The sequence below is a fragment of the Streptomyces araujoniae genome, from assembly GCF_050871195.1.
Lineage (GTDB): Bacteria > Actinomycetota > Actinomycetes > Streptomycetales > Streptomycetaceae > Streptomyces > Streptomyces bacillaris.
In genome coordinates this window covers 7,437,335-7,459,458 of record NZ_CP194070.1, presented here as the reverse complement: position 1 = coordinate 7,459,458, position 22,124 = coordinate 7,437,335, and the positions used below count along the sequence as shown (strand labels likewise).

Below are 22,124 nucleotides of genomic sequence, written 5' to 3'. Positions count from 1 at the left end.
CCGCCGGTACGAGCACCCGATAATGAGCTTTCCGGGACGAAGGGGCGGGGGACATGCGCAGATCCAGGGATGCCGCGTTACGCCGGGCGCGGGTGGCCGCGCTGATCGCATCGGCGGTGACGACGGCGGCCGTGGCCGTGTCCGGCTGCTCCGGCGGCGGCCCGGACGGGGGTGGCGCAGCCGGATCCTCCGGGAACTTCGTCGCCCGCACCCCGGGGGTGCACCGCTGGACCGGCACGCCCTGCGCACCGCTCACGGGCGAGCCGCTCGCGAAGGGGTTCGACATCGGCTCCGCCACCGACTCCGCCGACCCCGGTGTCAGGGAGGACATCGGAGAGGGCGGCGACCGGCCCCGCTATCGGCAGACGGGCTGCCTGGCCGGCCTCACGGGCCCGGACGGGGCGCCATGGAGGCTCTACACGAGCGCCGCCGTGTACGAGGAGAGCGCACCCGCCCACCGCGCGTACCGCACCAGGCACGATCTCGACCGGGTGCACGGACGTGGGCCGGAGCGGGTGCACCGGACCGCGTACGCGAAGCCGGTCCACGACCAGGGCCGCCCCGGCCGCGCCCTTCTTCTGTGGAACGGCGACCTCCTGCTCACGGTGACCGCGTACGGCCCGTACGGAAGCAAGGCCCACGACGTGCGCGAAGGGCTCCAGGGCCTCGTCGAGAACACCGCCCGCCTCATGGAGGACGCGCTGCGCGACGGCGACGCCCGCTCCCCCGTACCCTCAGCGCCCTGACCGCACTCCCTCGCCGCCCTCGGGCCCGCTCCCGCGGGTGCGGGCTCACTCCCCCGGGCGGGAGTTGGCCACCCGGTCGAGCCACTCCTTCATCAGTGCGGCCTCGGCCGTGCTCAGCCCCGGCCCCTGGGCCTCGCGCAGTAGAGCGCTCAACCGGGCCGCGGCCGAGGGGACTTCGGCCGCGGCCGGCTCGGCCGCCGCGGGTCCGGGCGGCGCCGCATCGGGGGTGAGCACGGAGGCGTGCACCGCGTCGCGGACCCGGCGGGAGACATCTGCGTCGTCGAAGGTCGCGGGGCGGGCGACCAGCATCAGCGCCACCCCGACACTGGCAGACATGATCATCTGGGCGGCCAGCTCGGGCGAGACGCGTATCCGGCCCTGGGCGGCCGCCCGCTGCAAGTCCCGGGTCAGGATGCGGTGCGACTCCAGTGCCGCGGCAGGGGGCGTCCGCATCGCCGGTGAGTTCATCAGGCGGTAGAGGTTCGGGTTGCGGACGGCGAACTCGACATGGCTGTCCCAGCCGCGACGCAGGTCCTCCACGGGGTCCGTGCTCTCGTCCCGCTCACGTTTCGTCGCGAGGTACCGCTCGAAGCCATGGTCGACGACGGCGGACAGGAGGCCCTCCTTGTCCCCGAAGTGGCGGTAGAGAGCCGGGGCTCCGACCTGGGCCGCCTCGCAGACGGCGCGCGTGGAGATGTCGCCGTCGGGCGAGCCGGCGACCAGCTCGGTGGCGACCTCGAGGATGCGGGTCCGCGTGTTCGTCGTACTCATCGGACGGACGCTATCAAGGCGGGAGCGTGGGCGGCGGGCCTCAGACGATGCCTCCGTTGGCCCGCAGGACCTGGCCGTTGACCCAGCGGGCAGGGCCTGCGAGGAAGGAGACCACCTCGGCTATGTCCTGCGGGGTCCCGAGCCGCTCCAGCGGGGGCTGGGCCGCCATCCGCGCGACGGTCTCCTCGTCCTTGCCGTCCAGGAAGAGGGCGGTGGCGGTCGGCCCGGGGGCGACGGCGTTGACGGTGATGTCCCGGCCGCGCAGCTCACGGGCGAGGATCAGGGTCATCGCCTCGACGGCCCCCTTGGTGGCGGCGTAGGCGGTGTAGCCCGGGAGGGCGAGCGACAGCACGGAGCTGGAGAAGTTGATGACGGCCCCGCCGTCGCGCAGGCGTCGCGCGGCCTGCTGGTCGACGACGAAGGTGCCGCGGACGTTGGTGCGGTACATCCGGTCGAGCGCGTCGAGGTCGAGTTCGGCCAGCGGGGCGAGAGCCATCACGCCCGCGGCGTGGACGACCACGTCGACCCCTCCGTACGCCTCCTCCGCGGCGTCGAAGAGCCCTGCGACGGCGGTCTCGTCCGCCACGTCCGCGCGGTGGGCGAAAGCCTCGCCGCCCGCGGCGGTGATGGCGGCGACGGCCGCCTCCGCCTCGGCCCGGTGGCCCGCGTAGGTGACGACCACCGCGAGGCCGTCGGCGGCGAGCCGCTCGGCGCTCTCCCGGCCGATGCCCCGGGATCCCCCGGTGACCACGGCCACGCGGCGGGGCGCGTCGGCGGCGGGAACCCGCCCGGCCGCGGACTCGCGTACGGAAGCGTGTGCGGATTCGCTGACGGGCGCGGTCTGTTCGGTCATGGCATCGCTCCTGACGAAGGGGGCACGGTGGTTCCGCGCAACCCGACGACATCAACGCTAACACCAAACAGGTAGCGACGCTACAGCTCCTTGTCCCCACGCCCGTAACGTCGCTACCCAGCCGCCACCCGGCCCCGGAAACGACGGAACCCGCCGGGCGCGCCCGGCGGGTTCCGTCTCCGTGCCGACCGCGCGCGGTCAGCCCACCCGCGCCGCCGGACGGGGCGCGTCGGCACGGGGGGCGGAGGCGAGGAGCCGCTCGGCGAGATAGCCGAAGATCAGCCCGAAGCCGGTCCAGAACGTGGTCTGGACGGCGAGCGTGGAGAGCCGGAACTTCCACAGGAGACTGGCCGGGAAGTCCTCACCGACCTCGTCGAACGAGGGCAGGAAGGCATAGGCCAGCCCGATCACCACGACGAAGCCGGCGGCCGCCGCGATGGCCGCGTTCCAGTTGCCCAGAGCGGGGGCGAGCCGCTTGCCGATGATCACGGCGGCCACGGCCAGCAGCAGGCTGAGGGCGACCATCAGGAAGAACAGGGTGGTGCGCTTCCCGATGGTGTCGGGGTTGCCGACGGCCGGCGGGTTCGCCGGGTACTTGAGGAACGGCACGACATAGACGGTCAGCAGGGCCGCCCCCGCGATCAGCGCGGCCGTGGCCCGCGGGCCGAAACCGCCGATACGGCCCAGCGCATAGGCGACGACGAGGGAGGCGATGCCGCCCGCCGCGACACCGAAGACCAGGAGCGCGGTGGCGAGCCCGCCGGTGGCCTGCATGGTGCGGCTGACGAGTTCCTCTTCCTCACCGCCGCCACCGTGGGCGGCGTGGCCCGCCGCCTCTTCGAGCGCGATGGCGGCGTCCACCTGGGACTCGCCGAGGAAGTACGCGACGGCGAGGGCCAGCGCACCCGCGATCACGCCCGCGATCATGCCGCGTACGAGCAGAGCTCTGACAGATATGGAGTTCACGAGACTTTCCCTGTTCCTGATTCCCTGGTTTCCTTGATCACTTTCCTGCCGGAGGCCGCACGCGGGCGGGTCAGTGGCAGGGGAAACCGAGCAGGTGACGGCCGTCGTGGACCCATTCGTGGACGCCTTCGCCCGAGATCAGGGCGGTGGCGCCCTGTTCGGCGCCGACGAAGTACAGCAGTACGAGCGCCAGAACGCCGACGAAGACGGCCCAGGGGGCTATGGCCTTCGCCGAGATGGGGGTGATCACGGGGGCCCCGGTCGTGGGGGCCCCGGTCGCGGGAGCGGCAGACTGCGCCATGGCAGAACCTCCTGTGGGAACACGCGTCCCTGTCGTGGTGCGCCGGACGAGGGTGCTGGGTCTGACTTCCCGCACAGGTACGGGTACACAGTGGCGCGACCGTGCCGGATTCTCACCGGACTTCCGTCACACCGTCGTCAAGGTCGACGTGACCATACCGCCTGCCCGCAGGCTCCGCCATGGTGCAATCTGCAGAGGTTCGGGCCCCGAATCGCCTGCCCGTCAAGGGCGTTGGGGTCGCTACGGAACGAGTTGAGGCAGGAACATGACAGTACGGGTGACCTTGGTCTCACCGGCGCTGAACGCGGCGCTCCGGGAGGCCCGCTTCGACGGGGACGCCTCGCTGGACCGGGCCGGTGAGCGCGCAGCGCGGGCGGCCGCTTCCGCCGTGCCCAGGGCCGGTCTGGTGCTGAACGGCCCTTCCCTGCGGTGCCGGGAGACCGCGGCCGCGCTCGGTCTGGCCACCCGCCCCGAACCGGCGCTCACCGGCTGGGACCTCGGGCGCTGGAGCGGCCGCCGCCTCGACGAGGTGGGCGCGGCCGAACCCGCCGCCGTGGCGGCCTGGGTCGGCGATCCCTCGGCGGCTCCGCACGGCGGCGAGTCACTGCGGGAGTTGGTGGAGCGGGTGGGCGGCTGGCTGGACGGGATCGGCTGCGAGGGCAGGGCCGAGCACGGGACGGGTGACCCGGGCGGGGACGGCGCCGACGGCAGGGGCGGGGCCGGTGACCAGGGCGAGGGCAGGTCCGGCGACCGGGACAGGGCCGGTAGCGAGGACGGGCGGGCGGACGACAGCGGAACCACCGCCGACGGCCGCCCCAAGGCCGGCCGCCGGACCGCAGGCGTTCTCGCGGTCGTCGAACCCGCCGTCGTTCGAGCGGCGGTGGTGCACGGTCTGGCCCTGCCCCTGGAGGCCTTCTGGCGGCTGGACGTGGTGCCGCTGGCCCTGACCGAGCTGAGCGGCCGGCCGGGGCGGTGGAACGTCCGGCTGGGGCGTCCGCTCACCGCCCCTCAGGGGCTCTGAGGAGCGTCCCCTTCCCGCCGGTCGGGCCGCAGCAGCAGCGCCGTGGCGACGATGCCGTCCTCGATCCGCCACCGTCCCTCCAGCACCGGCGGCACGGCCGGGTCGGTGCGCAGCAGCCGTGCGCTGAACGTGCCTTCGGCCGGCGGGCTCTCCGGCCCGCCGGCCGCCCGTTCGCCGTCGCGGCTCTCCCGGTGGAACGTCAGATCCGCCTCCTCGAAGTCCAGCTCGGTGAGGGTGAGCGGGTACCAGGTCTTGAAGACGCTCTCCTTGGCGCTGAACAGCAGCCGGTCCCAGTGGATGCCGCCGGCCTCGCCACCCGCCGCCGCGAACCGTTCCCGCTCCGAGGGAAGCACCACCAGCTCCGCCACACCGTCGGGCAGCGGAGCGTGCGGCTCGGCGTCGATGCCGAGCGACAGCACGTCCTCCGCGCGCGCCAGCGCCGCCGCCCGGTACCCCTCGCAGTGCGTGAGGCTGCCGACGATCCCCTCGGGCCACAGCGGCATCCCGCGCTTGCCGTGGAGCACGGCCACGGGTTCCAGACCCAGCTTGCCCATGGCCCGCCGCGCGCAGGCACGCGCGGTGGCGAAGTCGTTCCGGCGTTTGGGCACGGACCTCGCGATCAGCTCCTCCTCCTCGGGGAACAGATTCCCGTCCGCCACGGTGGCCTCGCGCGTCGCCGCGCAGGAGACGTAGGCGGGCAGCAGCCGCTCGATCACAGGGTCCCTCCGGAGGTGGCGGTGTCGGTACGGGCCGGGGGCGCGGACTCCGGGGCGTACGGGAGGATCTGGCGCAGCAGTCCGCGAGGGTGGCCCCGCTCGCGCCACTCCCTCGGGTAGCCGATCGAGACCTCCTCGAAGCGGATGCCGTCGTACCAGGTCGTACGGGGTATGTGGAGGTGCCCGTAGACGACGGCCGTGACGTTGAAGCGGCGGTGCCAGTCGGCGGTCAGTTCGGTGCCGCACCACTGGGCGAACTCCGGATACCACATGACCGACGTGGGTTCCCGGACCAGCGGCCAGTGCCCGGCGAGGACGAGCGGGATCTCCGGGTCGTGGGCGGCGAGCCGGCGCTCGGTCTCCGCGACCCTGGCCCGGCACCAGTCGTCACGCGTGGGGTACGGGTCGGGGTGGAGGAGGTACTCGTCGTTGCAGACGATGCCGGACTTGTGGGCGACGGCCAGCGACTCCTCCTTCGTGTGCGTCCCCGGGGCGCGGAAGGTGTAGTCGTACAGGAGGAACAGCGGGGCGATCGCCACCGGCCCGTCGGGGCCCGGCCAGAGGGGGAACGGGTCCTCGGGGGTCAGCACGCCGAGTTCGCGGCAGAGTTCGACGAGGTGGTCGTAGCGGGCCTGGCCGCGCAGCTGGACCGGGTCCTTGTCCAGGGTCCACAGCTCGTGGTTGCCGGGGGTCCAGATCACCTTGGCGAACCGGTCGGCGAGGAGGCCCAGCGCCCACCGGATGTCCTCGGGACGCTCCGCGACGTCGCCCGCGACGATGAGCCAGTCCGCGTCGGAGGTGGGGCGGAGGGACTCCACGATGGGCCGGTTGTCGGTGACCGCCGCGTGGAGGTCGCTGACCGCCAGCAGGCGCCCGGCCCCCCGCGGTCCGGTCCGCTGCGGGCCGGTCTCCTGCGATGTGGGTTCCTTCGACGCGGATTCCTGCGGTGCGGAGTCGCTGGAAGCGGTCATGTGCGCTGGTTCCCCGTTCTGTCGGCCGTCGTACGGCTCCGTCCGCACGGCGCGGAGAAGCCCGGAAACTCAGCCTCTCATGCGCCTCCGACACCCGCCCCGGGGTTCGTCCACGAGCCCGTCCCGCCTCGCGCCCCCCAGGTGACGCACGGTCAACCCGCTTCCCGTGCGCGGCCGGTGTTCAACTCCTCCACCGCCCCGAGTGCGTCACCCACGGTCGTGTAGTCGACGGCGACGAAATTCACCGGGCCGCCACGTTCGGCCTCGCAGGAGCGGGCCCGGTCGAGCAGCCAGTCCCGGGCGTTGATCCGGCCCGCGTCCAGTCGGCTGCCGCCTCCGTCGGTGACGAAGTGGTTGAGGAGGAAGAGGCGTTTGCCGGTGCCGCCCCGGTGGGGCGTGCAGCTCATCTCGTCCGGGCTGCGGAAGGCGAACGGGGTCTCCATCCCGTACCGGTAGAAGTTGCGGTACCAGGGCGCCGGGCCGTCCGCCTTCTCCGCGAACACCACCAGACGGCGGTCGCTGTCGATCATCTCCTTCAGCGTCGGCCACGGTTCGTCGGGGTCCTCGGCGGGAGTGTGCAGCAGTTCGTCGAGCCCGGCCTCGTGGAAGGCCTCCTCGGTCTCCTCGGCGCCGATGTCGTCCTGGATGATCAGGGTGACGATCTCGGTGGGGTTGGCGCGCAGCCAGGCGCCGATGTCCTCCAGGGTGGGGACGAGTCCGATCGCTCCGGCCCGGCAGACGCTGTGGCAGAGCCAGAGCCCTTCGCGGGGCGGGTTGGCCCGGTCGATCGCGGCGGAGATGAGCCGGCGCTGCTCCGGTGTGAATGCGGGGTCGTCCAGCCGGGCGGCGATGTCCTGGGGGCTCTCCCAGTGGTAGGTGTCCAGTTGGAGCGCGCGGACCCCGGTGTCGAGCTGGGTGGTGATGTCGGGGTCCTGGAGGGGGCCGATGAACCGGTCCGCGGTGGTGGACATGGCGTTGTGGGCGGTGAGGTGGGCCACTTCGTCGTACCGGAGGTCGCAGAGTTCGGTGCTGCCCTGGCAGCGGCGGGGGGCGGACGGGCCGAGTACGGGCGGGACGAGCAGCGCGCCTGCCAGCGCGGCGCAGGTGACGCCCGCGGCCACGCCCCGTACGGCGGTGGGGGTCGGGAGCGTGCGCGGGCGCACGAGGAAGGCCCAGCCGGTGGCGGTGAGCAGCGCCCCGCCGACGAGGGCCGTGAGGGCGGCGGTCAGTCCGGTGGCCACCGCCTGGTCGACGGCGTTGCGCTGGAGGTCCTCGACGAGCGCGGTGACGCTCGGCGGCCAGGAGGACGGGACGGCGAGGAACCGGCCCCCGGTGACCGGCCTGACCAGCAGGACGGCCGCCGCCGCGAGGATTCCGCCACCGGCGATCGCCTGCCCCAGTCCCATCAGCCGTCGGGCGGGTGCGCCGGGACCGGTCACCCAGAGGGCCGCGAGGGAGACCAGGGCCAGGACGGTGGCGAGGATCTGCAGCTGGGTCAGCCGCTGCACCCGCTCGCGGGCCTGTTCCAGGGCTGCGAGGTCGTTGCCCGCGGCCGTCAGGGTCGCGGTGAGATCCCACGTCCCCCCTTCGAGGGTGGTACGGAGATCGGCCACCGCCGTCCGTGACCCGTCGGCGAGTGCGGCCGCCGCGGTCGTGGCCAGGGCCGTCGACACGTCGCCCCGGCCGAGGGCCACGGCCACCTCGGGGCGCAGCTCCGCCCGCTCGCGCGCGGGCACCAGCCTCAGCAGGGCGTCGGTGGCGCGGGCGGCCTGGTCGTCGGTGAGCGGCAGGACGGGCAGGGTCGGCGCGCGGCCCTCCCTGAGGGCTTCGAGCGCGGCGGTGAGGTCGTCGGTGAACCGGGCGAAGTCCGGCTGCTCCTGGTCCTGGAGGCTGGCGACCAGATCACCGAAGTAGATACGGGCGAGTTCGGCCAGGTTCCCCAGCACCGGGTCGAGGTCCACGGCCAGCCGCAGTTCCTCGGTGTCGCCGCGCAGGTAGTCGGTGAGGGCGTGGATCTGCTGGTCGGTGAGCGAGCGGACCGTGGCCGGGGGCAGGACGACCTTGATGTTGGAGGTCATGAGCGCTTCGGGGACCGGCAGGCGGGCGAGCAGGTCGCGGGTGACGGGGGCGATCGCCGGGTCGACGAGCACCTCGCTGTAGAGACGGTCGTACGCCGACTCCTCGTCCAGGACGGACTGGTAGTACCCCGGCGACAGGACGGTGGCCCGGACCGTCGAGGTGAGCGCCACCGTCATCACGGCGAGCACGGCCAGGACGAACGCCCCCACCCGCACCGCCCGGCGGGTCCGGCCCGGAGCCATGGGACCGGGCTCCGGGGGGAACAGGTTGTCCGGCGGGACCAGCGGTATCGGTGTAGCGCTCACTCACTCAGCCTATGCGGATTATCGGCTTTTATGCATGAATGATGAGACTTGTGCAGTGAGGAGCCCCGCCGTGCACTCCGTCCACCTGGCCGTGCTGATGACGAGTCACAACCGGCGTACGAGGACGCTGTCGGCACTCGCCGCCCTGCACGCCCAGCGCGGGCTGCCGGCCCACGCCACGCTGGGCGTGCACCTGGTCGACACGGGCTCCATCGACGGTACTCCGGAGGCCGTCCGCCTGCTCCACCCGTCGGTCGAGGTCATGTCGGTGGGCGCGGACGTCCCCCGTAACCAGGCGCTCCGCATCGCCAGCCGCAACAGTCGCAGCGGCGGCGGAGGGGGCGGCTCGCACCGGGGCCGGCCGGGCGGGCCGAGCCACCGGTGGACGCACCAGTTGTGGCTGGACGACGGGGTGGAGCTGTTTCCGGACGCGCTCACCGGGCTGCTGGGTGCGGCGGACGAGGTCGGGGACAGGTCGGTGATCGTCGGGGCGGTCCGGGGGCCGGACGGGACCACGGTCCACTCGGGGCGGCGGGGACGTTCGCTCATGCTCGTGGAGCCCTGCGGGGAGCACCCCGAACCGTGCGACACGTACGACGGCCGCGTGGTGCTGCTCTCCCGGGCCGCGTACGACCTGGTCGGGGACCCCGACAAGGTGTTCCGCCACCGGATGGGCGACTACGACCACGGGTTCCGCGCCCGGCGCGCCGGGGTGGACGCCTTCGTCGCCCCCTCACCCGTCGGCGTCTGCGCGGAGGGGCCGGACGCGCCCGGTTCGCTGGAGCCGGGGATCGGGGTGCGGGAGGCGCTGCGCCGGGTGACCTCCGTACGGGAGCTGCCGCCGCGCCAGTGGTGGGTGTACTGCCTGCGCCACACCTGGCCCTGGGCGCCGCTGCTGATGGTGTCCCCGTACGCGCGGACGGCGGCCCGGGCGACGATCGGCCGCTGGCGGGGATGAAGGGTGCGGCCGTCCCGCCCGCCGGGGTGAGGGCCGGTGGCCGGTCGGTCCGCGGTGGCCGGTCCCGCGCCGACTGTCCGAGGTCGGCGGTCCCGGGCCGATGCTCCGGGGCCGCCGACCGGCGGTCGCGCCCGGTCAGCCGCGGTCGGCGGTGACGCCCACGGCGGGGCGGCCGGTGGGCGGCGGAGGCACGGTCGGGCGTCCGGGTGCGGTCCGGGTCGGGTCGGCGGTCGCGGGGACGGAAGCGGTGGCGGGGCTTTCGGGCGCGGCGGGTACGGGCTTGGGCCCGGGCACCGGTGAGGTGCCGGTGGGGGCGGCTCCCGCAGGGACGGTTCCGGTGGGCGGGCGGCGGCGGGTGGCCGTGACCGGCGGAGCCACGTACGCGGGGATCCTCAGCAGCGCGACGACGGCCGCCGCGCTGCCGGCCACCGGTACGAGGACGAAGGCGGGGTGCAGCGCCTCCGCGTACACCAGCGTGCCGGTCAGCGCCCCCGCGCCCGCCCACAGGCCGAGGAGGACGGCCGCTCCGGGCACGGTGACGCGGAGGCGGCGCAGCCGGTGCGTGATGTGGTCGCCGCAGTCCTGGAACAGGGGGCGCGCGGCGCGCCGGCGCGACACCAGGACGAGGGCGGTGTCCGCGAGGGCGACGGTGGCCAGCACGGGCAGCGCGGCCCACGCGGCGCGCTCCGGCGGCGCCTCCGCGAGGATCAGTACGCCGGAGGAGGCCAGGACGAAGCCGGTGAAGAGCGAGCCACCCACGCCGGGACGGATGCGGGCGGGGTGCCAGTTGTGGAGCAGGAAACCGACGAGTCCGGCGAGCAGGACGGCGGGCGGCAGGGCGGGTCCGGTCCGGCCGTCGAGGGCCGCGCAGACCAGCAGCCCGGCGGCGGTGACGGTGCCGACCACCGCCAGGGCCCCGTCGGAGGTGTCGAGCAGGGCGAAGGCCTGGGTGACGGCGACGATCCCGGTCACGGCGAGGACGCCCGCCATCGGTGTGAGACCGGCGAGGCAGACGGCGAGCGTGGCGGCGGCCGTCTGGACCACCGCCCGCAGGGGCACGCCGAGCGGCCGCACATCGTGGACGAGGCCGAGGGCGGCCATGATCGCGGCCCCGGCCAGCAGTCCGGTGACGGCCCGTCCGGACCCGCCGGCGGCGCCGAGGCCCGTACCTGCGGCGGCAGCCGCGCCGACGCCGAGGACCACCGTCGTACCGCCGAGTCTGCGCACCACCCCGGCGCGTGAAGGTCGCGCGCCGGGCGCGTGGGCGGCTCCGGCGCGGAGCGTCGCACGGCGGACGCCCTTGGCGAGTACGACCGTGATGAACAGCGCGGCCGCACCGGAGGCGATGATCCCAAGTACGTTCACCTGCCCTGCCTTTCCTCGTTCGTGAACAGCGGCGCACGGGGCGCCGGGCGACCGTGGAACACGGCGGTCCGGCGCGCGTCCGGTTGCGGTGTCGGTGGGGGACGGAGGACGCCGGCCGAGTGGCGGCTCGCCCCAACCTACGGGGCCAATGTCCCTATTCGCACCGAATAACACGAAAAAGGAGCTGATTCCCTGATCTGCTGCGCCGGGCGTGCGGGCAGCGGCTCCGCCCGGACTCTCCCCCTCAGACCCCGGCCGCCTGCCGCGCGTCGCGGCCGTCCACGTACGTCGTCACGATCTCGATGTCACCGATCCGCCCGGGATCCACCCGGTGCGGGTCGTCCCCGAGGACCACCAGGTCGGCGAGCTTGCCCGGGGAGAGGGTGCCCGCCACAGAATCCCGGTGGGAGGCGTGGGCACCGCCGACCGTGTAGGCGCGCAGGGCCTCCTCGACACCGACGGCCTCGTCGCCGCCGATGGTCCGGCCCGTCAGGGAGGCGCGTTCGACCATGAACTGGACGGCACGCAGCGGCGATCCGTCCACGACAGGGCGGTCGGAGCTGCCGACGAGGGTGACGCCGTGGTCCAGGAAGCCCCGCCCCCGGTACATCCAGCCGGACCGCCGCTCCCCCATCACCGTCGCGTAGTCGTCACCGAAGTGGCGCAGGAAGGCGGGCTGGACGACCGCGCTCACCCCGAGCGCGGCGAGGCGGGGCAGTTGGTCGGGGCGGATCAGCCCGGCGTGTTCGATGCGATGGCGGGCGTCCGGCCGGGGCCTCAGCTTCTGGGCCTGTTCCAGGGCGTCGAGGGCGAGGTCGGCGGCACGGTCCCCGATCGCGTGGACGGCGAGCTGCCACCCGGCGAGGTGGCCGTCCACGATGAGACGGGAGAGCCGCTCGGGGTCGTCCTGGAACTGTCCGGTGCCGCCGTCCGTTCCCTCGTACGGCGAGGTGAGCGCGGCCGTGCGGGCCATCATGCCGCCGTCGGTGTAGATCTTCAGGGCGCCCAGGGAGAGCCAGTCGTCGCCGAAGCCGGTGCGCACGCCGAGGTCCATGGCCTGGGTGAAGCCGTCGTCGGGGTGGGCGGCGCGGGTGCGGAGGGTGTCGCCGGATGCCATGAGCTGGACGCGCAGGGGCAGTCGGCCCCGGTCGCGGAGGAGTTGGTAGGCGCCCAGCTCGACAGGGCTGTGGCCGAGCAGCCCGCCGCCTATGCCCGCCTCGACGCAGGCCGTGATGCCTTCGGTCAGGCACTCCCGGGCGGCGTGCTCGATCGCGTCGGCCAACTCCTCCTGCCCGTACGGCAGCCGCAGCCGGCGGGCGGCGGTCATGGCGCTCTCGGCGAGGAAGCCCGCCCGGTGCTCCACTCCGTCCGGCAGCATCTCCAGGACGGCGGAGTTGACGACACAGGCGTGTCCGGAGTCGTGCATCAGCAGGATCCTGCGGCCGTGGCTGACCCGGTCCAGCTCGGCGGCGGTCAGATGGCGGCCGAGCGCCCGCTGGTCGTAACCGGCGAGATCCAGCCAGGCTCCGGGCGGCGCGGGGCTGCGAGCGGCCCGGTCCACCACGGCGAGGATGTCGTCGATCCTGGTGCACGGGGCGATGCTGGGCGTACGGGCCTTCAACCCGGCCCAGGCCAGGTGCACATGACTGTCGATGAAGCCGGGCAGCACGGTGGCGCCCTGGAGATCGACCACCTCACGGGCCGGGAGAGCGGTCACCGCATTGTCCAGGCCGACGATCCGGCCCCGCCAGATGCCCAGGTCACGGGCGACGGGGTGGTCCGGGTCCATGGTGAGGATGCGGGCGTTCGTCAGCCTCGTACAGAGCATGGGGGTTCCCTCCCCGTCGCGGTCGGACCCACGGCTCGCAGCCGGGGAGCGGGCCGGCCCAAGCTAACCCCCCACCCCCTCCCTGTCGATGTCAGGGTGCGTTTCAAGCCGACCTGATCTGTCAACCTCACTGTGAATCATGGGCCGTTGTGGTCTTAGGTAAGGCTTGCTTTACTGGGTCGCCGGTCCATCGCTCATCCAAGGAGGCACCTCCATGCGGGTCGTCATGTTCGGTTACCAGACCTGGGGGCACCGCACTCTGCAAGCGCTGCTGGACTCCGAGCACGATGTGGTGACGGTCGTGACGCACCCGAGGAGCGAGCACGCCTACGAGAAGATCTGGAGCGACTCCGTGGCCGATCTGGCGGAGAAGCACGGCATCCCCGTGATCATCCGCAACCGGCCGGACGGCGAGCTGCTGGACCGGCTCAAGGAGGTGGCCCCGGACATCATCGTGGCCAACAACTGGCGGACCTGGATCCCGCCGGAGATCTACAACCTCCCCGTGCACGGCACGCTCAACATCCACGACTCCCTGCTGCCCGCCTACGCGGGCTTCTCGCCGCTGATCTGGGCGCTCATCAACGGCGAGCCGGAGGTCGGGGTCACGGCCCACCTCATGGACGAGGAGCTGGACGCGGGCGACATCGTCGTCCAGAGGTCGGTCGCCGTTGGGCCGACGGACACGTCCACCGACCTCTTCCACCGTACGGTCGACCTCATCGCCCCGGTCACCACCGAGGCGCTGGGCCTGATCGCCTCGGGGCGGACCGAGTTCACCCCGCAGGACCGCTCCAGGGCCAGCTTCTTCCACAAGCGGGCCGAGGAGGACATCCGTATCGACTGGAACTGGCCGGCCGAGGACCTGGAGCGTCTGATCCGCGCCCAGTCCGCGCCGTATCCGAGCGCCTTCACCTTCCACAAGGGGCAGCGGCTCGACATCCTCGCCGCTGTCGTGTCCGAGGGCCGCTACGGCGGCACCCCGGGCCGGATCTTCTACCGCGAGGGCGACGGCGTCGTGATCGTCGCCGGAGCCGATGCCCGCACCGGCCGCAACCACGGTCTGGCCATCACCCGCGTACGGACCGGGGACGGCCGCGAACTTCCCGCGACCGAGTACTTCACCTCGATGGGCGGCTACCTCACCGGCCGCCCCTGACGATCGGGACCCACACCCATGCGTACCCCACGTGCCCGGCACTACCTCATGTGCCGGCCCACCTACTTCGACGTGGTCTACTCCATCAACCCGTGGATGGACCCGAAGAAGCCCGTCGACACTCCGCTGGCCATCACCCAGTGGGAGCGGCTGCGCGAGGTCTACCTGAACCTCGGGCACACCGTCGACACCATCGAGCCCGTCCGCGGACTCCCCGACATGGTCTTCGCCGCCAACGGCGCCACGGTCGTCGACGGACGCGCCCTGGTCGCCCGCTTCCGGGACGCCGAGCGCATCGCCGAGGGCCCCGCGTACCACGACTGGCTGCGCGACAACGGCTTCCCCGACCTGCGCACCGCGAGCGTCGTCAACGAGGGCGAGGGCGACTACCTGCTGGTGGGCGACCTGCTGCTCGCCGGGACCGGTTTCCGCAGCGACCCGCGCTCGCACGACGAGGCCCAGGAGTTCTTCGGCCGCCCGGTGGTCGGGCTGACCCTGGTGGACCCCGACTACTACCACCTGGACACCGCCCTCACGGTGCTCGACGAGAAGACGGTCGCCTACTACCCGGGCGCCTTCTCCCCCGGCAGCCTCGCCGTCTTGCGCCGCCTCTTCCCGGACGCCGTGATCGCCTCGGCCCAGGACGCGGCGGTGTTCGGCCTCAACGCCACGTCGGACGGCCTGAACGTGGTCCTCCCCCAGAACGCCACCGCCCTCGCGGACCAGCTCCGCGACCGCGGCTTCAACCCGATCGGAGTGGACCTCTCCGAACTCCTCAAGGCGGGCGGCAGCGTGAAGTGCTGCACCCTGGAGCTGCGGGCGGCGGGCTGACCCCGCCGCCCCCGCCTCCGTACGCCCTTCGGGCGGGTCATGGGCCCGCCCGAGGGGCCGGGCGATCGGGGGACGGGCCACCCTGCGGGGACGCCCTTCCACCGGCGTCCCTCCCGCCCGTCCCCCTTCCTGACGGGGTGGGACCCGGTGCCGATGCCGTAGCCGCGCACGTACGGGATCTGCCGCTGTTCCACAGTGTGCACATGGTGAAGATGCGCAATCGCCGGTCCGCAAAGCCGGAGGATCTCTTCGACGCGCCGGACCAGGGAGTACTGGAGGCTCCGTCGTTCGCGGACGACCGGTCCACGGTGCCCTGGTGCTCACCGACGGGGTGGGTGCGGCCTGGCACCGGCGTCCTCTCTGGGAGAGCCTGCACCGATGGGCCACCTCCCACACCGTCGCCGTCCTTCATATCCTTCCGCACCACGACTGATCACGGTCGGGCATTCCCGCCGAGCCCGCCCAGCTGCTCGCCCAGGGCGTCCGCTGCCCGAACAAGGTTCTGCTGAAGTCCGGCTCCCCCAGCTCCTCCCCGTCGGAGAGCGAGGACAGGGACGAGGCATGTGCGCTGATCCCGTGCTCAAAATCCGCAGGCGCCGGCTGGACCCGTGAACCGATCTGCTGCTCAACGGAAGGCGGGTCCGTCAGCAGGTGCTCAAGGTGTCCCCGCAGGCCCGTCTTCCCGGGCCCACGGAGTCCGCGGACACGGCCGAACCATGGCACGTCCTGATGGCGGACTTCCACACGACCGCGTCGGGGCACGCTCTCAACCCGCTCGTCCTGGTTGCCGCCGTGCCGCCGAACCGGCGTGCAAGGCAACTCCTCGCCACCGGCCTGGCTCCGGCGGCGACCGCGCGGGACCTCTCCGCCGTACGGCACGAGCGGACTGCTGGTGGGCATGGACGACCCCGTCGGCGTTTCCCATCCGTACGGCAAGATCACTTTCGACTCCCTTCCCGAGGTACGGCAGTCCCTCCTCGCTCTGGGCGAATCGCGACGGCGGAACGCCGGGTCGTCGTGGCGGCGCGCGCCCGGCTGTACGACGGCGGTGCGTAACGGCCTGGGCCGACGTTCCTCCGTGGCCCGCCGCGGCCGGTCGGCGGCGGGGCACGCCCGGGACGCTAGGGGTGTCGCCCCGGACCGACGGCCCACATGTCCCGGAGGGAATCACGCAGGCCGATCCGGGGGCGCCAATCGAGCAGCTCTCCCGCCAAGGAGATGTCGGCGCGGGTCCAGTTCCCCCCCTTGCTCTGCACCTCGGCCGTCCGCTCGCGCACCGCGTCGGCGGGGAAGCCCGATGCGGCGACGACCAGGGCGACGATCTCGCGCATCGGTACGGCTTCGCCCCTGCCCAGGTTGATCACCCGACCGCTCACCGGGGCATGCGCCGCCGCGAGGACCGCCGCCGCGAGGTCGCGGACGTCCAGGTAGTCGCGTCGGGCGTCGGCGAGCGTGAGTTCCAGGCCTTCGCGCGGGTCGGCCGCCGCGATCCGGGCCATCAGCGCGCCCAGGAAGCTGGCCTCCGGCGTGTGCGGCCCGCACAGGTTCACCGGGCGGAGGACCACACCGTCGGCCTCCCCCGCAGCGGTGGCGGCGAGGACCGCGGCGGAACCGGCGTGCTTCGTCCGCGCATAGGGCGTGACGGGGTCCGGCACGAAGGATTCGTCGATCGACACGCCCTCGTCGGCGAAGCCGTACTCGTGGATGGTACCGAGCTGGACGACCCTCGGTCTCACGGCCATCAGGGCCGTCGCCCCGAGCAGTCGCTCGACCAGCAGGACATGGGACTCGTGCATCGCCTCTTCGGTCAACACCCATCCGCCGGTGGCGTTGACCACGGTGTCCACCCCGGCGGCGGTCAGCAGTCCGGCCAGCTCGGCGGGGTCGCCGCCCGCGACGTCGAACGCGGTGAACGCGTCGCGCGGCGGGTGGTCACCGCGGTTGCGGGCGATCCCCAGGACCTCCCGCCCCGCCCGTTCGAAGGCCACACACACCTGTCGTCCCACGCATCCGGTGGCGCCGAGGACGGCGACCGTGCCGGAGCGAGGAGCCTCGGGCCCGGGGGGACCGGCGTGGGGAGAGGGGGCCGCGGAACTGTGCGCGCTCATGACGGCGGGTCACTCCTCAGCGGTGGTCGGTGCGGTGGGCTGCGGTGAGCCGTTCGAGTACGGGGACCAAATCGGCGGGGGCCGGAGCGGCGAGCGACTCCTCCCGCAGACGGGTGGCGTTCCGGGCGAACGAGGGGTCGTCGAGCACCCGCACCACCATCGCCCTGAGTTCGTCCGCGGTGAACTTCCCGGCCTGCCGGTGGAGCCCGGCACCGAGCTCCTCGACCCTGCGCGCCTTGGGGAGGTTGCACCACATGCGGGTGGGCACCATGATCTGCGGCACCCCGTGGGCGAGTGCCGTGGCCACCGTGCCCGACCCTCCGTGGTGGACGATCGCCGCACAGGTCGGGAGCAGCAGGTCGAGCGGGACGAAGTCGACAACCCTGACGTTGTCCGGCACCCGGAGCAGCGAGCCGAGCTGACCGGTGTCCAGGGTGGCGATCACCTCGATGTCGAGTGCGGCCACGGCCTCCAGCAGTGCCTGGACCGATGCCGGATCGCCGCCCACGATCTCCCGGAAGGAACGGCCGAGGGTCAGGCAGACCCTCGGCCGAGCCGGCGGCTCGCGCAGCCACTCGGGGAACGGCGACTGGCCGTTGAAGGGCACGTACCGGACAGGGGTGAAGGGCCGGTCGACCGGCAGCCGCAGGGAGGCCGGAAGCGGATCGATCGTCCACTGTCCGAGCACGGCCTCCTCCGTGAACGTGCGACCGTAGGAGCGGAGCAGGGGGTCGAGCCACTCCTCCAGCGGATCGTCCCGCAGTTCGGGCGGCCGTCGGGCGAGGTGTGCGCGGTAGTGCTGCCGGGCCCACCCCATGAGGTCGAGGCCGAACAGCAGCCGGGCGTGGGCGGCTCCTGACGCCATCGCGGCCACGCCTCCGGCGTAGTACATGGTGTCCCAGATCACCAGGTCGGGCTTCCACGAGCGGGCGAACTCGGTCAGTTCCGCGATGACGGGACGCGGGTTGGTGTTCTGGTGCACCACGTGCGTCCAGGTGGTGAGGACTCCTTGGAGGTGGTCGTACGTCAGCTTCCGCGGGTTCGTCTCCCCGATGTCCAGGACGTCGAGCCACTCCTCCTCGTCGTCCTGCTGCTCCGGTCCGGCCTCGGGTCCATCGGTGGCTGCCGGGCCGTCGGGGTTCATCCGGGCCGCGACGTCCAGGGCTCGGCCGATGGGCACGGCCGTCAGCCCGGCGTCGAGGATGTCGTCGAGGACATCGGGCTGGGTGGCCACACGGACGTCGTGCCCGGCCGACCGCAGCGCCCACGCCAGCGGAACCTGCGTGTTGACGTGGGTGGTGGCGGGGAACGGTGTGAAGAGGACCCGCACGGGCTCAGCCGGCCCGGTGGCTGAGCCCGGCCCACGAGGTGCGGGCCTCGATCCGCTCCCGCAGATCGCCCAGTGCGTCGTCGTACGCGGTACCGCCGAGCACGACGTGCCGGGGAGGGCTGACCATGCGGGAGAGCTCGAGGACGACGGCGGCGGCCCGGGCAGGATCCGCGGCGGGCTCTCCGGCCTCGCTCCAGGACTCCGTCATCCCGGCCCGCGCCTCGTCGTAGACGTCGAGTTCCTCGGTGGCGGTGGTGCCCAGTTCACCGAGTCCGGTGTCGTACTCCCCCGGCTCCAGCAGGGTCACCTTGATGCCGAAGGGCTCGACCTCCTCGGCCAGTGCCTCGCCGAGTGCGCTGACGGCGGCCTTGCCGGCGCTGTACAACCCGGTCGAAGCGGAGCCGCCGCCCGCGCCGGCGACGGACACCTGCAGGAAGTGACCCGCCCCCTGGGCGCGCAGGACGGGGGTGACCGCCTGTGCGACCCAGAGCGCTCCGAAGAAGTTGACGTCGAGATGGGCGCGGGCCTGTGCCTCGGTGGTCTCCTCGACCATTCCGTAGAGGAGCTGCCCCGCGTTGCTGACGACGACGTCCAGGCGCCCGAACAGCTCGACGGCCCGGGCGACGGTGGCCATCACCTCGTCGCGTCGGGTGACGTCGAGGGAGAGGGCCGCCAACCGGCCCTCGTGACGGTCGATCAGGGGGTCGAGGGCGGAGACGTCACGTGCTGTCGCGACGACCCGGTCCCCCGCGTCGAGCGCGGCCTCGGCGAAGGCGCGACCGAGGCCGCGTGAGGCTCCGGTGACGAACCAGACGCGGGAATCGTCGGGGGTCTGGGGCATGTCCTCACCACTCATCTCTCGAAGCTCACCTCTCACGGTCGTTCCGCACGACAGGTGCCGCGCACCGGCACGGCTCCGCCGCCCGCCGCTGCGGTCCGCCGGGCACACGGTCTGGGGCGACGTGGGGCCATGGTGACCGCCGGACATCGAGTTTGCGTTGAGTCACGCTCGAAGGGGGCCGGTCACGCTACGCGGGACCGCCGCCGTTCGAACGAGGAGCACCCGGGTGAACCCCGAAGATCACCGGAATCCGGCCACCACTGAAGCATCGCAGGTCCTGGGCGGACTGCTCGCCCCGGGACAGGACGACCCCTATCCGCTCTACGACTGGCTCCGCACCCACGAACCGGTGCACTTCGCACCCCAGTTGGGGGGTTACGTCCTCACCAGGTTCGAGGACTGCTCCTACGTCATGAAGAACCCCGCGCTCTTCCCAGCGCCGGATGCCGAAACGTTCGCCCGGTTCATGCCCGAACAGAGCCGGTACGACGCCTTCAAGGTGCTGGTGACCTCGATCGTCAACGCCAATCCTCCACAGCACACACGGCTGCGGAGGGTGGTGGGCCGGGCCTTCACCCCCCGTCGGGTGGAATCCCTCAAGAGCGGCGTGATGACCATCGCGCGGGACCATGTCGCGAAGGTCGGTGCCCGGTCGGCCGACGGCGCAGTCATCGACTTCCACCACGAGCTCTCCGTACCGGTACCGCTCCAGGTGATGGCCCGGTTGCTGGGGCTGCCGCTCGACGACGACCGGCTGCTGGCCGATCTGATTCCGCAGATCATCAACGTGGTCGACCCCAGCAGCGACACGGAGACGCTCAAGGACGCCGACGTGGCCCTGCACACGCTCCTCGACCGCCTCTGGGAGCTGGTGGAGAGGCGCCGGGCGCGACCGGCGGACGATCTGGTGTCCGCGCTGGTGGCGCCGGACGCCGCCGAGCCGGAGACGCTGACCGACGACGAGTTGAAGGCGGTCTTCGTGGCCCTGCTGACGGCGGGGTTCGAGACGTCGGCGACCGCGCTGGACATCGCCGTGCACACCCTGCTGCGCCGCCCCGAGCATCGGCCGGGGCTCGCCGATTTCGAGGGCACGTCGAGGTTCGTGGACGAGGTACTCAGGTGGGATGCGCCCGCGCCCATGTCGGCCGGCTTCCGGTACGCCGCCGAAGAGGTGCGCTTCGGCGAGCACGTGGTACCCGCGGGCTCACCGGTGCGAGTACTGCTCGGAGCGGCGAACCGGGACCCGGCGGCGAATCCGCGGCCGGAGGTGTTCGACCCGTCGCGCGAGGCGCCGCGCTCGCTGGCCTTCGGCAGCGGAATCCACCACTGCCTGGGGATGAATCTGGCCCGGATGGAGATCGCGGCGGTGCTGATGGCCATCGTGGAGGGACTTCCGGAGCTGCGTTTCGCGGAGGAGCCGGTGCGCCGCCGGTCGTTGCCGCTGCGGGACTTCTCCTCGTTCACCGTGCAACTCGGGGGGTAGCCGACGGGCGTTCCCGGCTCGCGGGGCGGGTCCGCGGGCCGGTGAGGCCCACGGACCCGCCAGAGGGTCAGGGCCGGTCGTCGCGGGTGACGCGGCGTTCCCGCACCAGGAGTTCGCCGCCCTCACGGACGAGCACGTCCTCGCACACGCACATCAGGTGCAGCCGGGGCGGGCCGCCCCGAGGTGTGGCGACGATCTGTGCGTAGCTGCGGACCCGGAGGGTGCCGTCGTCCCCGGGGTCGACGGCGGCCATGCTGAGCAGATGGCGGTGCACCTCCCCCGCCTCCGCGAGCCCGGCGGCCGCCTTCCGGGCGCCCTCCGCGAGGGCCTCGCGCCCGCGTACCGGTTCGGGCAGGGACGGCGGGTGGAAGCTGCCGTCCTCGGTGAAGGTCCGGGCCCACTCCTCGGCGGCCCCGTCGTCGAGGTACTGCATGTGCCGTGCGTAGAAATGCTGGACCTCTGCGAATAGCTGTACTGACACCACGTTCTCCTCCCCGGGCCGCTGCCCGCGCTCTCGGCTACGGGGACGATGCCGCACCGTCTTCGACGTTCCGTTGAGGCCCGGCCCCAGCCATCCTCCATCGGCCTGCGGCGAAGGCCGCGCACCATCGGGCTTCAGCGTTGTCCACGGCCCGAAGGTGACGTATGCGCCTGATCGATCTGTCCTCGCCCGTCGACGCCTCGTCCGTCGAGCCCGATCCGGTGGTACACGAGGTGTTGTCGCCGCGCGAGGGCGCCGAGCACATGAGCGCGGAGATGCGGGAGCACTTCGGTATCGGCTTCGACCCGGACGAGCTGCCCGACGGTGAGTTCCTCTCACTGGACCGGCTGTCCCTCACGACGCATACGGGAACCCATGTCGACGCCCCGTCGCACTACGGCTCCAGGACCGCCTACGGCACCGGAGTGCCCCGCCACATCGACGAGATGCCGTTGGACTGGTTCCACCGGCCCGGCATGGTGCTGGACGTGACCGACGCACCGACCGGGGTAATCGGGGCGGAACGGCTGGAGAAGGAGTTCGCCCGCATCGGACGCACTCCCGACCCGCTGGACATCGTGCTGCTCCACACCGGCGCGGACGACCGGGCGGGCACCGGGGCCTACTTCACGGACTTCGCCGGGCTGGACGGCCCTGCGGTCCACCTCCTGCTCGACCTGGGCGTGCGGGTGATCGGCACCGATGCGTTCAGCCTGGACGCGCCCTTCGGGGACATCATCGCCCGTTACCGCAGCACCGGCGACCGGTCGGTGCTCTGGCCCGCCCATGTCGCCGGGCGGCAGCGCGAGTACTGCCAGGTCGAGCGGCTGGCCAATCTCGGGGCCCTGCCCGGTCCGTACGGATTCCGCGTCTCCTGCTTCCCGGTGAAGATCCGCGGCGCGGGCGCGGGTTGGACCAGGGCGGTCGCCATGGTCGACGACTGAGCACGAAAGGCCGCCCCCGCGCGCGCCGTGGGGACCGACGAACCAACGCTGCCGACCCCAGGGGGAA

The 22,124-nt window shown here is 72.7% G+C and carries 20 protein-coding genes; 7 read left to right on the top strand and 13 right to left on the bottom strand.

The window, feature by feature from the left end:
- Positions 1–53 precede the first annotated feature (53 nt).
- Positions 54–746, top strand: a complete 693-nt coding sequence (locus ACQ9ZG_RS31540) for a hypothetical protein (protein ID WP_109915334.1) — start codon at positions 54–56, stop codon at positions 744–746.
- A gap of 45 nt (positions 747–791) precedes the next feature.
- Here the strand turns inward: ACQ9ZG_RS31540 and ACQ9ZG_RS31535 are convergent, their stop codons facing one another.
- From ACQ9ZG_RS31535 to ACQ9ZG_RS31520, 4 genes are all read right to left on the bottom strand, one after another.
- Positions 792–1,517, bottom strand: coding sequence for a TetR/AcrR family transcriptional regulator (locus ACQ9ZG_RS31535; protein WP_499281474.1), 726 nt, complete (start codon positions 1,515–1,517; stop codon positions 792–794).
- A gap of 40 nt (positions 1,518–1,557) precedes the next feature.
- Positions 1,558–2,370: an SDR family oxidoreductase gene (locus ACQ9ZG_RS31530; protein WP_258311964.1), complete on the bottom strand. Its 813-nt coding sequence runs from the start codon at positions 2,368–2,370 to the stop codon at positions 1,558–1,560.
- A gap of 198 nt (positions 2,371–2,568) precedes the next feature.
- Complete coding sequence (locus tag ACQ9ZG_RS31525) at positions 2,569–3,336, bottom strand: CbtA family protein (protein ID WP_109914456.1); 768 nt, start codon at positions 3,334–3,336, stop codon at positions 2,569–2,571.
- Positions 3,337–3,406: 70 nt separating this feature from the next.
- Complete coding sequence (locus tag ACQ9ZG_RS31520; RefSeq protein WP_018487511.1) at positions 3,407–3,637, bottom strand: CbtB domain-containing protein; 231 nt, start codon at positions 3,635–3,637, stop codon at positions 3,407–3,409.
- A 265-nt stretch (positions 3,638–3,902) separates the two neighbouring features.
- Here ACQ9ZG_RS31520 and ACQ9ZG_RS31515 point away from each other — a divergent pair, with 265 nt between their 5' ends.
- The gene (locus tag ACQ9ZG_RS31515) at positions 3,903–4,658 is read left to right on the top strand and encodes a histidine phosphatase family protein (RefSeq protein WP_499281473.1); all 756 of its coding nucleotides are present in this window, start codon (positions 3,903–3,905) and stop codon (positions 4,656–4,658) included.
- Here ACQ9ZG_RS31515 and ACQ9ZG_RS31510 read toward each other — a convergent pair.
- The 3 genes from ACQ9ZG_RS31510 to ACQ9ZG_RS31500 all read right to left on the bottom strand — a co-directional run bounded on the left by ACQ9ZG_RS31510 (position 4,646) and on the right by ACQ9ZG_RS31500 (position 8,666).
- On the bottom strand, positions 4,646–5,374 hold the full coding sequence (locus ACQ9ZG_RS31510; RefSeq protein ID WP_109916797.1) for a 4'-phosphopantetheinyl transferase family protein: 729 nt from the start codon (positions 5,372–5,374) through the stop codon (positions 4,646–4,648). The genes ACQ9ZG_RS31515 and ACQ9ZG_RS31510 overlap by 13 nt on opposite strands.
- Entirely contained in the window at positions 5,371–6,345 is a 975-nt protein-coding gene (locus ACQ9ZG_RS31505) for a metallophosphoesterase family protein (protein ID WP_181398336.1), read from the bottom strand. Before ACQ9ZG_RS31505 ends, ACQ9ZG_RS31510 begins: the two co-directional genes overlap by 4 nt.
- Before the next feature lie 152 nt (positions 6,346–6,497).
- Entirely contained in the window at positions 6,498–8,666 is a 2,169-nt protein-coding gene (locus tag ACQ9ZG_RS31500; protein WP_499281653.1) for a phosphoinositide-specific phospholipase C-related protein, read from the bottom strand.
- 133 nt (positions 8,667–8,799) lie between these two features.
- Between ACQ9ZG_RS31500 and ACQ9ZG_RS31495 the strand changes: the two genes are divergently transcribed.
- Positions 8,800–9,687, top strand: coding sequence for a glycosyltransferase family 2 protein (locus tag ACQ9ZG_RS31495; RefSeq protein WP_109914717.1), 888 nt, complete (start codon positions 8,800–8,802; stop codon positions 9,685–9,687).
- A 135-nt stretch (positions 9,688–9,822) separates the two neighbouring features.
- On the opposite strand, the gene ACQ9ZG_RS31490 is transcribed toward ACQ9ZG_RS31495, so the two are convergent.
- Positions 9,823–11,052, bottom strand: a complete 1,230-nt coding sequence (locus ACQ9ZG_RS31490; RefSeq protein ID WP_499281472.1) for an MraY family glycosyltransferase — start codon at positions 11,050–11,052, stop codon at positions 9,823–9,825.
- 244 nt (positions 11,053–11,296) lie between these two features.
- Positions 11,297–12,880, bottom strand: coding sequence for an amidohydrolase (locus ACQ9ZG_RS31485; protein ID WP_109917498.1), 1,584 nt, complete (start codon positions 12,878–12,880; stop codon positions 11,297–11,299).
- A gap of 214 nt (positions 12,881–13,094) precedes the next feature.
- Between ACQ9ZG_RS31485 and ACQ9ZG_RS31480 the strand changes: the two genes are divergently transcribed.
- Together ACQ9ZG_RS31480 and ddaH are read left to right on the top strand one after the other, a co-directional pair.
- Positions 13,095–14,039 (top strand): methionyl-tRNA formyltransferase, encoded by a 945-nt coding sequence (locus ACQ9ZG_RS31480; protein WP_109917499.1) that lies wholly within the window; start codon positions 13,095–13,097, stop codon positions 14,037–14,039.
- A gap of 18 nt (positions 14,040–14,057) precedes the next feature.
- Positions 14,058–14,870, top strand: coding sequence for a dimethylargininase (ddaH, locus tag ACQ9ZG_RS31475; protein ID WP_028417985.1), 813 nt, complete (start codon positions 14,058–14,060; stop codon positions 14,868–14,870).
- Positions 14,871–15,991: 1,121 nt separating this feature from the next.
- Here the strand turns inward: ddaH and ACQ9ZG_RS31470 are convergent.
- Genes ACQ9ZG_RS31470 through ACQ9ZG_RS31460 form a run of 3 tightly spaced genes read right to left on the bottom strand, consistent with a single transcriptional unit; the run spans position 15,992 to position 19,149 of the window.
- Positions 15,992–16,978, bottom strand: a complete 987-nt coding sequence (locus ACQ9ZG_RS31470; RefSeq protein WP_109917501.1) for an NAD-dependent epimerase/dehydratase family protein — start codon at positions 16,976–16,978, stop codon at positions 15,992–15,994.
- A gap of 16 nt (positions 16,979–16,994) precedes the next feature.
- Positions 16,995–18,308, bottom strand: coding sequence for an activator-dependent family glycosyltransferase (locus ACQ9ZG_RS31465; RefSeq protein WP_109917502.1), 1,314 nt, complete (start codon positions 18,306–18,308; stop codon positions 16,995–16,997).
- A 4-nt stretch (positions 18,309–18,312) separates the two neighbouring features.
- A complete protein-coding gene (locus ACQ9ZG_RS31460) occupies positions 18,313–19,149 on the bottom strand; it encodes an SDR family NAD(P)-dependent oxidoreductase (protein WP_109917503.1) in 837 nt (278 codons plus the stop codon).
- Between the two features lie 226 nt (positions 19,150–19,375).
- On the opposite strand from ACQ9ZG_RS31460, the gene ACQ9ZG_RS31455 reads away from it, so the two are divergent.
- The gene (locus tag ACQ9ZG_RS31455) at positions 19,376–20,632 is read left to right on the top strand and encodes a cytochrome P450 (RefSeq protein WP_109917504.1); all 1,257 of its coding nucleotides are present in this window, start codon (positions 19,376–19,378) and stop codon (positions 20,630–20,632) included.
- A 67-nt stretch (positions 20,633–20,699) separates the two neighbouring features.
- Here the strand turns inward: ACQ9ZG_RS31455 and ACQ9ZG_RS31450 are convergent, their stop codons facing one another.
- Positions 20,700–21,116, bottom strand: a complete 417-nt coding sequence (locus ACQ9ZG_RS31450) for a nuclear transport factor 2 family protein (RefSeq protein ID WP_499281471.1) — start codon at positions 21,114–21,116, stop codon at positions 20,700–20,702.
- Positions 21,117–21,277: 161 nt separating this feature from the next.
- Here ACQ9ZG_RS31450 and ACQ9ZG_RS31445 point away from each other — a divergent pair, with 161 nt between their 5' ends.
- A complete protein-coding gene (locus ACQ9ZG_RS31445; RefSeq protein WP_109917505.1) occupies positions 21,278–22,057 on the top strand; it encodes a cyclase family protein in 780 nt (259 codons plus the stop codon).
- Positions 22,058–22,124 lie beyond the last annotated feature (67 nt).

Excerpts from the sequence above, each read along its gene's own strand:
- ACQ9ZG_RS31470 (WP_109917501.1), bottom strand. The coding sequence starts at position 16,978 with ATGAGCGCGCACAGTTCCGCGGCCCCCTCTCCCCACGCCGGTCCCCCC.
- ACQ9ZG_RS31515 (WP_499281473.1), top strand. The coding sequence starts at position 3,903 with ATGACAGTACGGGTGACCTTGGTCTCACCGGCGCTGAACGCGGCGCTC.
- ACQ9ZG_RS31480 (WP_109917499.1), top strand. The coding sequence starts at position 13,095 with ATGCGGGTCGTCATGTTCGGTTACCAGACCTGGGGGCACCGCACTCTG.
- ACQ9ZG_RS31445 (WP_109917505.1), top strand. The coding sequence starts at position 21,278 with ATGCGCCTGATCGATCTGTCCTCGCCCGTCGACGCCTCGTCCGTCGAG.
- ACQ9ZG_RS31535 (WP_499281474.1), bottom strand. The coding sequence starts at position 1,517 with ATGAGTACGACGAACACGCGGACCCGCATCCTCGAGGTCGCCACCGAG.
- ACQ9ZG_RS31500 (WP_499281653.1), bottom strand. The coding sequence starts at position 8,666 with ATGGCTCCGGGCCGGACCCGCCGGGCGGTGCGGGTGGGGGCGTTCGTC.
- ACQ9ZG_RS31520 (WP_018487511.1), bottom strand. The coding sequence starts at position 3,637 with ATGGCGCAGTCTGCCGCTCCCGCGACCGGGGCCCCCACGACCGGGGCC.
- ACQ9ZG_RS31460 (WP_109917503.1), bottom strand. The coding sequence starts at position 19,149 with ATGCCCCAGACCCCCGACGATTCCCGCGTCTGGTTCGTCACCGGAGCC.
- ACQ9ZG_RS31540 (WP_109915334.1), top strand. The coding sequence starts at position 54 with ATGCGCAGATCCAGGGATGCCGCGTTACGCCGGGCGCGGGTGGCCGCG.
- ACQ9ZG_RS31530 (WP_258311964.1), bottom strand. The coding sequence starts at position 2,370 with ATGACCGAACAGACCGCGCCCGTCAGCGAATCCGCACACGCTTCCGTA.
- ACQ9ZG_RS31505 (WP_181398336.1), bottom strand. The coding sequence starts at position 6,345 with ATGACCGCTTCCAGCGACTCCGCACCGCAGGAATCCGCGTCGAAGGAA.
- ddaH (WP_028417985.1), top strand. The coding sequence starts at position 14,058 with ATGCGTACCCCACGTGCCCGGCACTACCTCATGTGCCGGCCCACCTAC.
- ACQ9ZG_RS31485 (WP_109917498.1), bottom strand. The coding sequence starts at position 12,880 with ATGCTCTGTACGAGGCTGACGAACGCCCGCATCCTCACCATGGACCCG.